Source organism: Salinivibrio sp. IB872 (genome assembly GCF_001995345.1).
Taxonomy (GTDB): domain Bacteria; phylum Pseudomonadota; class Gammaproteobacteria; order Enterobacterales; family Vibrionaceae; genus Salinivibrio; species Salinivibrio proteolyticus.
Map to the genome: position 1 here is coordinate 22,391 of NZ_MUFO01000034.1, position 14,660 is coordinate 37,050.

A 14,660-nucleotide genomic window follows, 5' to 3' on the forward strand; every position below is an offset into this window, starting at 1 on the left:
GGTGGCACGACATAGGGTGCCACCCACAATAACAATAACTGCAATGGCCGATAAAAGAAGGGGGCGGACCCCTCGGAGAATGCGATGAAACAACCTGCACTTAAAACAGTCGCACAAATGGCAAATTTAGCCGACCGCTACATCAGTGCATGGGGCACTGAAGCCTCTGTGCCTGACAGCACCTTATACGATTTGTTGACGTCACTTGGCTATGACACCCGTAACGATGAAACGCTACTGGCCTCAGCAGAGAAAAAACACAAAGAAGGCGTTTTGTCGCCAGTTCAAGTCACTCGCGACGATGAACCGCTCGAGGTCGCATTGCATTTAGGCACCAGTGCCAGAGAGAGTGACTTTAGCTGGCGCATCGATACCGAGCAAGGTGAGTGTTTTGAAGGCTATCTGCAATCCCAAATTGTGCGTGATGAACGTCGTCAAGGTGGGCCGTTGGTCTTCAATCTACCCTGCACCTTACCTTGGGGTTATCATCGTTTATCGGTAATGAGAAAACGCCGCAAAACCCCCTATGAAATGACGTTAATTGTGGCACCCGCGCGTTGCTACATGCAGCCTGAACTCGACCAACACAAAAAAATGTGGGGGCCGAGTATTCAACTTTATACGCTGCGTACCCCGCATAACTGGGGGATTGGTGATTTTGGCGATCTGAAGCAGTTGGTCAGTGATCTGGCGTCGCGTGGCGCAGATTTCGTGGGGCTTAACCCTATTCATGCGTTATTTCCTGCCAACCCAGAAGCAGCGAGCCCCTATAGCCCGTCGTCACGTCGTTGGTTGAACTTACTCTATATCGATGTCAGTGCCGTGTCGGAGTTTGCATTAAGTGCCAAGGCTCAGCAGTTGGTGGGCAGTGCCGACTTTCAGCGTCGTTTGCAGGCCGTGCGCGAAACGCATTGGGTCGATTACAGCGGAGTCGCGGCACTGAAGATGGCCGTTTTACCCTTGCTTTTCGAGGAGTTTAAACAGCGACACCTGACCCAAGACACAGCCCGCGGCCGTGCCTTTCTCGACTTTGTTGAGCAAGGAGGCGATAGCTTGAAGCAACAAGCGACCTTTGATGCATTGCATCAGCATTTGCGCGCGGATGATGACAGTATATGGGGCTGGCCAGTCTTCCCCGAAAAGTATCGACGCTATGAAAGTGCAGCGACCCAGGCCTTTGTTGAGCAGCACCAAGACAGTGTCCACTTGTATATGTATTTACAATGGATTGCACAAGGACAGATTGAAGAAGCACAGCGTCTGGCTGAAGAAAAAGGCATGGCGATGGGCTTGTATCGCGATTTGGCGGTTGGGGTGTCTGATGCGGGCAGCGAAACGTGGTCCGATCATTCGCCATTGGTGCTGGATGCGAGTATCGGTGCGCCACCGGATGTGCTGGGGCCATTAGGTCAAAACTGGGGACTACCGCCGTTTGACCCGCATGCGTTGAAAGAAACCGGCTATGAAGCATTTATCGAGCTGCTACGCGCAAACATGCAACACTGCGGCGCACTGCGTATCGATCATGTGTTGGGTTTGCTCCGTTTGTGGTGGATCCCAAAAGGGAAAAATGCCACCGAAGGCGCGTACCTCTATTATCCCGTTAAAGACATGCTGGCGATTTTGGCACTCGAGTCGCACCGTCATCAGTGCAGTGTAATTGGTGAAGATCTTGGTACGGTTCCCGATGAAATTGTCGATTTACTGCGTGATGCGGGGGTGCATTCTTACAAGGTCTTCTTCTTTGAAACCTCGAAAGACGATGGTGGCTTTATCTCGCCTGCCCATTATGCGGAGCAAGCAATGGCTACCTTGTGTACCCATGATATGCCAACCATCCGAGGTTTTTGGCATTGCGACGATTTGAAAATGGGACAAGAGTTGGGGCTTTATCCGGACGAGTCACAGTTGCAAGCCTTGTTTGATGGCCGTTTAAAAGCTAAACAAGGCATTCTAGACAGTGTGCGTTGGCATGGCATGTTACCGGAAGGTGTCGGTGACGATGCGCGTTACGTGCCAATGGATGGCTACCTAAGCCGTGCGTTGCAGTTGCATGTAGCGGCAGGACAGTCTGCGTTGTTGAGTGTGCAGCTGGAAGATTGGTTAGAAATGGACAAGCCAGTCAATATTCCGGGGACGGTCGATGAATATCCTAACTGGCGTCGTAAGCTTTCGGTGAACCTCGATGCCTTATTTAGCAAAGAGGAAGTGAACCAACTGGCGCGTGATTTAACCCGCGTTCGACAGCACGCCAGCCGCCAGTCGGTCGCATGATTCACGAGCTATAACCACGATGCCACGTTTTAACGCTCTATCCTCGGTGACAGCCAACACCTCAGGGGTAGGGCGTTTTTTGATAAGGAGACAACCGTGCCTGACACCACTAATCCTAAGCCGCATGGCACCATCGCTGCGGACGACTATGCGCTTAATGCTGCGCATCTATCCGATCCTCATCAGGCCTATCATCAGATGGGGGCCAAGCTAATGACACTTCCGGTTAACGGAACGCCCATCAAAGGCGTCCGTTTTCTGGTTTATGCCCCAAACGCGCGCTCTGTCAGTGTCATTGGTGATTGGAACCATTGGCACTCAGAGGCTGATCCACTGACGCGACTCGATGACGGCTACTGGGTGGGCTTTGTGCCTAGCTTGGGCGCGGATTGTCGCTACAAGTACGCGCTCACCGGGCCCGATGGGCATTCACTGCCTCACAAGGCAGATCCGTTCGGTGCGTATGCGGAGCAATACCCTTCGTTTGCGTCGTTAACCTACGACCATCAGGCTTACCAATGGCAAGATGCGTCTTGGCAGGCTCGGCCTGTTACCGCCAAGCACCAACAAGCCTTGTCTTTCTATGAGTTACATATCGGCTCTTGGCAGCATGACGAGACGGGAAATCCGCTGGGCTATCGTGAGTTGGCGGTGCGACTGGTGCCCTATTTAGTCGAAATGGGGTATACCCATGTCGAGTTGATGCCGGTCAGTGAGCATCCATTTTATGGCTCTTGGGGCTATCAACCGGTTGGTTTGTTTGCACCGACGAGTCGTTATGGCTCGCCGGATGACTTTAAGTATTTTGTTGATCAGTGTCACCAAGCAGGGATTGGCGTGATCTTGGACTGGGTGCCCGGGCATTTTCCGAGTGACGATCATGGCTTAGCCTATTTCGACGGCACGCCGCTTTATCATGACCCCGATCCGCGCCGCGGGTGGCATAATGATTGGCAATGCCATATCTACGACATGGGTAAAGAACATGTCCGTCGTTTTCTGGTCAGCAACGCGTTGTATTGGCTGGATTATTTCCATATTGATGGGTTACGCGTCGATGCGGTGGCGTCGATGCTTTACCTCGATTACTCGCGTTCGCACGATCAATGGCTACCGAACCCCGATGGGGGGCGCGAAAACTATGATGCGATTGCGACCTTGAAATGGGTGAATGAAGCCATTTACCAACGCTTCCCTAATGCGATGACGATTGCCGAAGAGTCTACCGCTTTTCCCGGCGTGTCTGCGCCTACCTACTTAGGCGGACTCGGGTTTGGCTTTAAGTGGAACATGGGCTGGATGCATGACAGCTTGAGCTATATTCGTGAAGCGCCCATCCATCGCCAATATCATCACGACACGTTGACCTTTCCGTTGGTATACGCCTTCAGTGAAAACTATGTACTCTCACTGTCGCATGACGAAGTGGTGTACGGCAAAGGCGCCCTACTTAACAAAATGCCGGGAGATGAGTGGCAGCAAACGGCAAATTTACGCGCATATTTGGGGTACATGTACGGTCAGCCTGGGAAAAAGCTGAACTTTATGGGTACGGAAATTGGCCAAACCGCCGAGTGGGATCATGATGGTCAACTGGAGTGGCATTGGTTGGAATATCCACGGCATCAGGGCGTGAAGTCGCTGGTGAAGGCCCTCAATCACTTGTATACCTCAACGCCTGCGCTTTATCGGCTCGATTGCGATCCCGCTGGATTTGAGTGGCGCTTACAAGATGCCCACGCGTTGAGCGTGATTGCCCATGAGCGGATCAGCGATGATGGGGAGCGTGTGCTGGTGGTCAGTAACTTTACACCGGTACCGCGTGACTCGTTTATCTTGGGGATGCCCCATGCCGGACATTATTCTCTGCTGCTGAATACCGACGATGCGGCATTCTGGGGGAGCAGCTATCCATTGCCCGCGGAGATCGATACGCAAAACACTGCGGCTCATGGACAAGCACAATCATTATCACTGACGTTACCGCCATTAGCGACCGTGTTCTATCGGTGGGAGGGGTGATACATCGTCTGTATCGGCAATGAATTGAGCTAAAGCGCCCGGAGAGGCGCTTTTTTTGAGCCTGTCAATCGCGATTGCTTGCTTGTTTCAAGGAGAGGGTCTTTGGCAGCCTGCGGGGTCAAAAAGGCCGCTAAGAAAGCGGCCTTGGTAAGGAGGATGTGATTAGGCGACTTGTTCCGCCTCTTCATCAAAAATTACCCCGTTTTCACGGTGCAGGCGTTTACAGGCACGGCCATCGCTGTGGAACAAATGGCAACGGTGTGCAGGAATACCAATCGCGTATTTGTCTCCGGCTTCGATTTCAACCGTATCCAATTGACGGTAAATGACATCCGCATCGGCACTGTCGAGGCTAATATAAATTTGTGTCTCGTTACCGAGCTTCTCGACGATAGTGGCTTCGCCTTCAATCACAGCATCACCCTCTTTCGCCGCTAGCAAATGCTCGGGACGAATGCCGAGTGACATGCGATCGCCTCGTGTCACTGTGGTGCCATCGACGGGGATCCAGAATGTGGTGCCATTGCTCATTTGCACTTTAACGCGTTCGGCTTCGACATCATCAATAAACACGCTCATAAAGTTCATTTTAGGTGAGCCGATAAAGCCAGCGACAAAGCGGTTTTTAGGATAATGGTAGAGCTCGAGTGGTCGGCCAACTTGTGCGACTCGTCCTTCATCCAAGACCACGATTTTATCGGCCATGGTCATGGCTTCGATTTGATCGTGGGTGACATAAATCATGGTACAGCCCAGCTGACGTTGGAGCTTGGTGATTTGCGCGCGCATTTGCACCCGCAACGCGGCATCAAGGTTAGAAAGCGGTTCATCCAGCAAGAACACTTTTGGCTGTGAAACCAGAGTACGGCCGATAGCCACACGTTGACGTTGTCCACCCGACAGTGATTTCGGTTGTCTATCCAACAAGTGACCAAGCTGCAGGATCTCTGCCGCGTGATGGACGCGTTGGTCTATTTCTGCTTTGCTAGCTTTGGCCAATTTCAGACCGAATGACATGTTGTCATACAGGTTAAGGTGGGGATATAGCGCGTAAGATTGGAAGACCATCCCCACGCCGCGCTTGGATGGCTCAACATCGTTAATCCGTTGGTCATCGATATATAAATCACCTGAGGTAATATCCTCTAAGCCTGCAACGCAGCGCAGTAATGTGGATTTACCGCAACCGGAAGGTCCGACAAAGACGACAAACTCACCGTCTTTAATCTCTAGGTCAACGTTCTTAGAAATCATTACATCGTCGTCATACGCTTTACAAACGTTTTTAAACGTGACACTTGCCATGTCGCTCGCCCTCAATCGCTTTTCATTAATTCGGCTTAATACGCATTATAGGTGTTTGCGTTATTTCATCGCACGTCACTTAAGACCTAAATAACCGTTAACCTATTTGTTGAATAGTTAACGGGTTAAAGCTTAAGCATATCGTGTGATTGCTCACCAATGCTTTTTTGATGGTATTCAGTTTGGGCGAATCACGGCAGTCATACATCCTCCTAAGCAGAATTATTACAGGGGGAGTAGACGGGGAGGAGGATGAACTCCTCCCCAAACTAATTTGAGGGCGTACGTCACAAAATTATCAGCCAATTAGTTGAACTTGATCACGTTAGGTTTATTTTTGTGAGCCGCATCATCTGCGGCGAGCGATATGGATCACGAATTCGCTCGCAGTGGCGTAGGGCGTAGAGGACGGGATGATGAGGAATTGCGGTGAATTAACCATGATAGACCGTGAAATACAGCTCATCCGCCAAGGAATCGTGCTACACCTCAGTAGAAGAAGGATAGAAAGATGAAGAAATCACTCAGTGCTGTTGCCCTCGGTACCCTTATTGCTCTCGGCTCATTTGGGGCACAGGCGAGTATCGAAGAAGGCCAGCTCACTATTTGGATTAACGGTGACAAAGGCTATAACGGACTTGCTGAAGTTGGAAAACGTTTTGAACAAGACACGGGTATTCCGGTAACTGTGGCTCACCCTGATGGCTTGCAAGATAAATTCCCACAAACAGCGTCAACCGGCGATGGTCCAGACATCGTGTTTTGGGCGCATGACCGTTTTGGTGGCTATGCCGAGTCGGGTCTATTGGCTGAAATTAAACCCTCTGCGCGTTTGAAAGACGGGATGGTTGATTTTGCATGGGACGCAGTGAAATACAAAGGCAAGTACGTGGGTTACCCCATTGCCGTGGAATCTCTATCACTGATTTACAACAAAGATTTGGTCCCTACACCACCTAAAACCTGGGAAGAAGTGGCGAAGCTGAACAGCAAGCTCAGTGAACAAGGTAAAACCGCTATTATGTGGAACCTTAAAGAACCTTACTTCACTTGGCCATTGATGGCGGCTGATGGTGGGTATGCCTTTAAACAAACTGCCACAGGTTATGATGTCAAAGATGTCGGCATCAACAAGCAAGGTGTTCACGACGCACTGGGCTTTATTAAGCACATGGTAAAAGATGGCGTGATTTCGTCTGATATGGATTATTCCGTTTCTGAATCGTCGTTCAACCAAGGCGATACGGCAATAACCATCAATGGTCCATGGTCGTGGGGTAATATCGAGAAATCCGGTATTAACTATGGCGTGACAACACTACCAACCTTCCAAGGCGAAGCGTCTAAGCCGTTCGTCGGTGTGCTCAGTGCTGGCATTAGCACCGCATCACCGAATAAAGACCTTGCGGTTGAGTTTCTCGAAAACTATGTGCTGACTGATGACGGCCTATCCACCATCAATGCCGATAAACCCTTAGGGGCGGTTGCGCTGAATTCTTATCAAGCTCAATTGGCGAAAGACAGCCGTATTGCAGCAACCATGGAGAATGCGAAGCATGGTGAGGTGATGCCGAACATTCCTCAAATGACAGCATTTTGGGGCGCTGCGAAAAACGCCGTTGTTAATGTGGTTGGCGACCGTCAATCCATCGACGATGCGCTTAACGATGCAGAAAAACAAATGCTGAAATAAGCTCTATCTGCGGGGAGGGCAGCCTCCCCGCACAGTTCCCGAACAATGTGAGTAGCGTTCCTTATGCAGTCAGTTCAAGGTTCTCCAGCTATGACAACGTCAGGCTCTTTCTTGCCAAGTAGCTCAAAAGCGTTCATTAAATGGGCGTTGTTGGCGACTGTGGCGATCATCAATGGTTACGCCACCATACTTATGTATTCGCGTGGTGAAACTGCGTTTGCAATGCTAACTGTGGTGCTAACCGCGCTAGCGTTATACATTTTTGGTAATAAGAAGATGTATGCTCAGCGATATATCTATCCGGGTATTGCTGGGATGATCCTCTTTATCATTTTTCCCTTGGTATATACCGTGGGCCTCTCCCTTACCAACTATAGTGCTAAAAACCAGCTGTCTTTCGAGCGCGCGCAATCGGTATTACTTGAGCGTACTTTTCAAAGTGGGCAGAGCTATCCGTTTGCTTTGTATCAAACTCCATCAGGTACACGTTTAGTGATTGATAAAGCGGGTGAGCGCTTTGCGACCGCGCCGTTTGATATGGCGTCGATGTCGAACGAAACGTTAGCGCTTTCGCCGGTGGAAAGCCTGTCGGGTGAAAAAGCGACGCTACGCGATGTGATCAAAAACCGCGATACCTTAAGTCAGGTGGATGTTCAGTTCCCGAATGGCGATACCATCCGTATGAGCGGGCTGCGTAAGTTTGCCGCAGAACAACCGCTGTATACCTTACAAGATGATGGCCGTACACTGATTAATAATAAAACCGGCGATACGTTGAAGCCAAATGATGAAATTGGTTTTTATCAACCGATTGATGAGGCCGGTCAATTTATCGGTGATACGGTGGCACCGGGTTACGTGGTGCAAATTGGTACGGACAACTTCGAACGTGTTTGGACCGATGATGGGATAAAAGAACCGTTTATTGGTATCTTTATTTGGACGATTGTATTCTCGCTATTAACGGTAGTGTTCACGTTAATTATTGGGCTTATTCTTGCCAATGTCGTTCAATGGGAAGAATTAAAAGGCCGTGCAATTTATCGCGTGTTACTCATTCTACCTTATGCAGTACCTGCGTTTATTTCCATTCTTATTTTCCGAGGGTTATTCAACCAAAGTTTTGGTGAGATAAATATGGTGCTTGAAGCCTTATTTGGCATCAGTCCCAATTGGTTTGATGACCCGTTCCTCGCACGTGTGATGGTAGTGTTGGTGAATACTTGGCTAGGTTTCCCTTACATGATGATCTTGTGTATGGGTTTATTAAAAGCCATACCGGATGATCTTTATGAAGCCTCTGCTATCGATGGCGCTAACTTTATTCAAAACTTTACGCGGATTACGTTGCCGCTGATGATCAAGCCCCTAATGCCGTTGCTCATCGCCAGTTTTGCATTCAACTTCAATAACTTCGTAATGATTATGCTGTTGACAGAAGGTGGTCCGAACATGATTGGTACCACAGAGCCGGCGGGCTATACCGACTTGCTGGTCAGCTATACCTATCGGATTGCATTCGAGGGTGGCGGTGGCCAAGACTTCGGTCTCGCCAGTGCAGTCGCAACATTGATCTTCTTGCTGGTGGGTGCGCTCGCCTTGATTAACCTGCGTCTTACCAAAGTGACAGAAAGCTAAGGAGTCTCTCATGGCTATGGTTCAAGGAAAATCATTAAAATACCGAGTGTGGGCGACGCATATAGGTCTGTGCTGCTTTCTCTCGCTGATTATCTTCCCCTTGTTGATGATCATCGCAATCTCGTTCCGAGAAGGTAACTTTGCGACCGGGAGTTTGATTCCGGACAACCCGTCTCTTGAGCATTGGAAGCTGGCACTCGGCTTCCCTGTCACTAATCCTGATGGCTCGGTGACACCACCGCCATTTCCGGTTCTATTATGGCTGTGGAATTCAGTGAAAGTCGCTGGCGTAACGTCACTTTTGATTGTTGCGTTATCAACGACGTCAGCCTATGCCTTTGCCCGGATGCGTTTTAAAGGCAAGGAAACCATTTTGAAAGCGATGATGATTTTTCAAATGTTTCCTGCAGTACTCGCGTTGGTGGCGATTTACGCACTCTTCGACAAGTTGGGTAACTACATTCCGTTTTTAGGGCTCAACACCCACGGCGGTTTGATCTTTGCGTATCTCGGCGGTATCGCCCTGCATGTGTGGACCATCAAAGGGTATTTTGAAAGCATTGATGGCTCTTTGGAGGAAGCAGCCGCATTGGACGGGGCGACGCCATGGCAAGCATTCCGTATGGTATTGCTGCCATTGTCAGTGCCGATTCTTGCCGTGGTCTTCATCTTGTCGTTTATCTTCGCGGTAGGTGAAGTGCCAGTTGCTTCTTTGCTGTTGTCTGATGTGGATTCATATACTCTCGCCGTCGGCATGCAACAGTATTTGTATCCACAAAACTATTTATGGGGTGATTTCGCCGCGGCAGCTGTCTTATCGGCTTTCCCAATCACTGCGGTATTCTTACTTGCGCAACGTTGGTTAGTCGGTGGCTTGACCGCCGGTGGCGTGAAAGGCTAACGCGGCTAAGTCAGTCAATGATCCAGAGGAAAGGCAACCTTGATGAGGTTGCCTTTTTTATGTGAATACTGTTTATGCGAATAGTTTTATGAGGATGACGCGGTTAAGCGTGATTGGTGAGTATGCTGAGGCTTTTGGCCGCCAGTGTGAATGATGATGTGACCGTTCGCGTGGCGGTATCGGCCTCTTCGGTGACACACACCGTCTGCCATGAATTGTCGTCGGGTAGGCAAAAAGACAGCGGCTGATCGCTGACGTTGAAACAATACAGTAACTGAGCGCCCGCATGGCGATGATGTTGACCGATTTCGATATGGCAAACAACAGCGTACAAGTTTGGCCAATCATTCGGTTGAATCGCGTTACCATCGGGATGTCGCCAACGAATACGGTTTTGATGGCGCTTTCGGCCGCTAAATGCATCGATAAACGCGGGCATAACGGCTTGGCGACGCGTGATCATGGTGGACAGCCAATTTGCCCAAGGCATTGACGATTCGAGGTTATCCCAGTTCAACCAACTGATCGGATTGTCTTGACAGTAAGCGTTGTTGTTACCCTGCTGGGAGTGAGCCAGTAAGTCCGCCGTCAGGAGGTGAGGGACGCCAAAGGCAAAGAGAACACTGGCGATAAGGTTGCGCTTTTGTCGCTCGCGCACCGCAATAATAGCCGGATCCTGCGTTGGGCCTTCGATACCATAGTTAGCCGAACGATTATCACCATGTCCGTCACGATTATTTTCACCGTTGGCGTGATTATGCCGCTGGGCGTAACTGACCACATCTTGTAGAGTGAACCCATCGTGATAGGTCAGGTAATTGACTGATAAGTGATCGGGCCAATGGGCGGCACTGAATCGATCGCGCGAGCCCATTAATCGCGTCGCAAAATCTTGCAGAATATGTTTTTCACCGCGCCATAGACTACGGGTAGTATCCCGAATTTTGTCGTTACACTCCGACCAATTGGGAGGGAACTGTCCCAATTGATAGCCATTTGGACCGATATCCCAAGGCTCTGCGATAAGCTTAACTTGAGAGAGCACAGGGTCTTGTGCCAATGCGGTAAAAAACGCAGCGTGTGGGTTGAACTGCTCACCTTCTCGGCCCAGTGTCGCGGCCAGATCAAAGCGAAAGCCGTCAACTTGGTAGTGAGTGACCCACAGGCGCAAACTGTCTAACACCGCGGTAATCGCGGCAGGATGGCGCATGTCTAGGGTATTACCGCAGCCAGTGTAATTGACGAGTTGATGTTTATCATGCAAATACATGGCGTGATCTAACGCTTTGAAATGCAGGATAGGCCCGCCATCTCCCCCTTCTGCCGTATGATTGAATACCACATCTAAGATGACTTCAATATCGTGTCGGTGCAGCTCTCGAATCGCCGTTTTAAGTTCAGTCACTGCATCATGGTGCGCGTAACGAGGATCCGGTGCCATCCATAAGTAGGGGTTGTAGCCCCAATAATTGGTTTTTTGCTGGCTCAGTAAATGTGGTTCAGGTAAACAAGTAGCAATCGGCAAAAGTTGAATGCAATTAATCTGGTTGTCCTGATAAAAGCGCAGCATGTCGGGCGCTATTAAGCCGAGATAACGTCCACGTGCATGCTCTTCCACATTGGGATGCAGCTGTGTGAGCCCCTTAACGTGTGTTTCGAAAATGACGGTTTCGCTCATTGTATGTGCAGGGCGTGAAACCTCCTGCCAATCAAATTGATGATCGACGACTTGGCATCGCGCCAAACTGTAGCTTTGATTGGGTGTATACGGTGGCTGATATTGCACTGGGCCGACAACGGCTTGTGCATAGGGGTCGGCAATGCACCACGCTTGTCCATTAATCAGAACTTCATAGCTATAAGTGTCGCCTGCTTTTACGTGCGGAACATACGCAGTCCAATAGCCCAGCTTGTATTCTTGCRTATGAATACGGGTAGGTTGGTGACTACGTTGCCAAAGCAGTAGGGTGACAGCGTCACGATCAGGTGCATATAAGCTAAAACGGCAGCCTTGATCGGATAATCGAGCGCCTAAGGTATAAGGCGCCGGATGGCAGAGAGACATAAACAACACCATCTAATTAAGAAGAAACGCTATTACACCTCCCCCACAAAATAAATTCAATCTAGGCTCACAGTTCTTAATATCGATTCTGCTGTAATTCACTTTCTTGTTAATAGGAATAAAACTGTTAATAGTGATCCATATAGCGTTTTGTAGGGGGTGATCAAGAAAGTAAATAACGTCTTACGCCGTGTTTTAGTGAGATAGATCGACTAAATTACATTCTTTCCTCTTACTCCTCCTTAAGGCTCCTCCCCCCATATTTTCCGTTACGGATGACGCGCAGAAAAAGTGGGAAGCATAGGATGTTTCTAACACAAAAAAGGGCAATGCCCATGCATGATGTGCTCACTTTCCTACTGCCGGTGATCTCATGATGCAGTTTAACAACAGTCCTAATGGAGTAAGGTATGAGAAAGGTAAGTTTACTCGCCGCCGCAGTGGCTACAGCTTTAGCTTCTGGTGTCGCATTGGCTGACAATGCGGACAAAAATGATGGCTGGGAAGTTCACGGCTATGGCTCAATGAATTTCCGTATGGTTGATGGTGAAACAGTCGACACGGAATTCGGTAGACCTGACTACAAAACTGCCGGTACTCATGGTCAGAGTACAAACCAAGTTGAGTTCACGGTTAAAAAACATTCCACTTACGACAACGGTGCATGGGCTGACTATGTTGTCCGCTCTGAATACGGTAACGGTAACTCTTACGCTTATACCTCATCAGGTAGCCAAAAGAAAAACGACGAAGCCCAATTTGAAGTCAAGGAAGCGTATGTCGAATTAGGTGGCCTGTCCTTTATGGGTAAGGATACCTCTATTTGGGGTGGTCAGCGTTATCTGAACCGTGCGGCTGGCTTACTGTCAGGTGAATATTGGAAGCAGTCATCTGGGGTAGGCGCAGGCTTACAAACCAAACTGAATGGTCACACCGCCGGTGCTGCTATCGTTGTCGCTGATCCAGATGCTGGCGAAGCGTCGCGCAGTGATGACCGCACCACACTCACTTCTTATGATCTTTATTACTATGGTGTGGATGTAGGGATCGGTAGCATAGACTTTGATTTTAAATACATGGAGCAGGCGAACAAAGACAGTAACTCTGATGATGGCTTTGGTGCTGCGATCACCCTTAACTCTAGCTATTACGGCATGGACGGCTGGACTCAAACGGCCATCGCTTATGGTAAAGGTGTGGCGCAAAACCGTGGCGTCAACTTTGGCGGCTGGTCTGGCGGCGATGAAAATCAAGAGTCGATCTTCTTAACCTCTTACGGGGTGATGAATATTTCCGACAATTGGCAAATGGGATCAGAGCTTACCTATTTTGCTGCACTCGATCAGTTGTTCGGCGCCGATGATCTCAAACGTTATATCGCGGCTGTGCGCCCTTCTTATAAAGTCAATGAAAACATGCGTCTCGAGACCACCTTGTCTTATGGCCATGAAGARGGGGCTGATGGCTATTGGGGACGTTCAGGCGATGCCGTGGAAAGCGATATTTGGAACGTTGAATTGGCTGTGCCTTTGACTGTGAATGCAGACTTCTTCGGCCGTCCTCAAATCAAGCCTTATATCAGCTACATCAAAGCTGATGATAAGGCCAGCGGTGGCCAAATCGGCATCGATAATAGTGATGATGAAACCGTGATTGGTGTGCATACCGAAATTTGGTTCTAACCGATGCGTTAGTACTATCAGTGTTATAACGAGGCGGCCGAGACGGCCGCCTTTTTAGGATAGAGTCAATGACAAATATAATGAGAAATTATAAGCGCTTTAAAATGGCGCTTACAGTCAGTTCCGCGGTTTGGCTGGTAGGGTGTGCGTCTAACTTGCAGGAAGAGATGCCTGTCGCCCCCAATCGTGAAGCCTGTTGCGCGACATTCCAGCAATTACCTTACGTCCAGTTGAAAGAGCGTGAAACATTGACAGTATCGCTTGGCCCTCAATCGGAGGTATTTTCATTTTCAGAGGGTAAGAGTTACACCCAAGCATTTCGTTTTAACGATCGGACCGCGCGTGCTCAGATTCGCGTAAAGAGTGTCATGCAACATGGCCGTGTCTTCGTGCCGCGAGTCTTGCTATTGGATAAGCATTATCAGGTTATCAAAACACTGGGAGCGGATACGTTTACGCCGCAAACGGCTAACTTGCTTGATTCCTCTCAATTGTCAGGATCTTTCGATTCCGAGGGAGCGCGCTATATGGTCATGTACACCAATGCGACGACTCTCGGTCATAAGATTACTTTGCCACATCCGGCGAAGCTGCTTGCTCAGGAGTTAGGCGAGCCAATGCCGATGGTGACCGATCCGACCTACCGTTATGCGCCGACTGGTCAAGTATCCGTCACAGTGGTAACCAAGGAGTATGCGACCGTCCTATCCAGTGACAATACAAGCGTGAGTGATTCTGTAACACCACAAGGGGTCAAACAGCCCGAAGCTCAGAAGGAAACCGTGGACTTTTATAAACAAGCGATAGCCGCGGCCATCAGTGAAAATGACATCAGCAAAGCAATGGCCTTACTCAACGAAGCCAAGGCATTGAAAATAGAGAGTGCCGATAAGATTTTTATTGAGCTAATAGAAAAGCAGCTCAATGACGCACAATGAGTTCATCTAAAAGGCAGCGAATTGTTGCCTTTTAAAGATAAAGTATGGACCAGAATCACAAAAAAGACACCTATTAGTTACATGGACTTTGTTTGGAATTTTTCGAGTGAAGTCCGAGTTAATGAAACACTATGAATATAAA

The 14,660-nt window shown here is 49.2% G+C and carries 8 protein-coding genes and 1 pseudogene; 7 read left to right on the forward strand and 2 right to left on the reverse strand.

The window, feature by feature from the left end; genetic code table 11:
• Positions 1-84 precede the first annotated feature (84 nt).
• Positions 85-2,274 carry a 4-alpha-glucanotransferase gene (gene malQ / locus BZJ18_RS13055; protein ID WP_077457370.1) on the forward strand — a complete coding sequence of 730 codons (2,190 nt, stop codon included), beginning with the start codon at positions 85-87 and terminating at the stop codon, positions 2,272-2,274.
• Between the two features lie 168 nt (positions 2,275-2,442).
• Positions 2,443-4,296: pseudogene (glgB, locus tag BZJ18_RS13060) on the forward strand (1,4-alpha-glucan branching protein GlgB); the annotation flags it as partial.
• Between the two features lie 162 nt (positions 4,297-4,458).
• Here the strand turns inward: glgB and malK are convergent.
• On the reverse strand, positions 4,459-5,601 hold the full coding sequence (gene malK / locus BZJ18_RS13065; protein ID WP_077457372.1) for a maltose/maltodextrin ABC transporter ATP-binding protein MalK: 1,143 nt from the start codon (positions 5,599-5,601) through the stop codon (positions 4,459-4,461).
• Positions 5,602-6,112: 511 nt separating this feature from the next.
• Between malK and malE the strand changes: the two genes are divergently transcribed.
• The 3 genes from malE to malG all read left to right on the forward strand — a co-directional run bounded on the left by malE (position 6,113) and on the right by malG (position 9,833).
• Positions 6,113-7,294, forward strand: a complete 1,182-nt coding sequence (gene malE, locus BZJ18_RS13070) for a maltose/maltodextrin ABC transporter substrate-binding protein MalE (protein ID WP_077457374.1) — start codon at positions 6,113-6,115, stop codon at positions 7,292-7,294.
• A gap of 63 nt (positions 7,295-7,357) precedes the next feature.
• On the forward strand, positions 7,358-8,932 hold the full coding sequence (malF, locus tag BZJ18_RS13075) for a maltose ABC transporter permease MalF (RefSeq protein ID WP_077457376.1): 1,575 nt from the start codon (positions 7,358-7,360) through the stop codon (positions 8,930-8,932).
• A 10-nt stretch (positions 8,933-8,942) separates the two neighbouring features.
• Positions 8,943-9,833 carry a maltose ABC transporter permease MalG gene (gene malG, locus BZJ18_RS13080; RefSeq protein ID WP_077457378.1) on the forward strand — a complete coding sequence of 297 codons (891 nt, stop codon included), beginning with the start codon at positions 8,943-8,945 and terminating at the stop codon, positions 9,831-9,833.
• Between the two features lie 103 nt (positions 9,834-9,936).
• On the opposite strand, the gene glgX is transcribed toward malG, so the two are convergent.
• Positions 9,937-11,898, reverse strand: a complete 1,962-nt coding sequence (glgX, locus tag BZJ18_RS13085) for a glycogen debranching protein GlgX (protein WP_158011286.1) — start codon at positions 11,896-11,898, stop codon at positions 9,937-9,939.
• A gap of 410 nt (positions 11,899-12,308) precedes the next feature.
• Here glgX and BZJ18_RS13090 point away from each other — a divergent pair, with 410 nt between their 5' ends.
• Positions 12,309-13,580 (forward strand): carbohydrate porin, encoded by a 1,272-nt coding sequence (locus BZJ18_RS13090; protein ID WP_077457382.1) that lies wholly within the window; start codon positions 12,309-12,311, stop codon positions 13,578-13,580.
• A gap of 80 nt (positions 13,581-13,660) precedes the next feature.
• Positions 13,661-14,518: a MalM family protein gene (locus BZJ18_RS13095; RefSeq protein ID WP_158011287.1), complete on the forward strand. Its 858-nt coding sequence runs from the start codon at positions 13,661-13,663 to the stop codon at positions 14,516-14,518.
• Positions 14,519-14,660 lie beyond the last annotated feature (142 nt).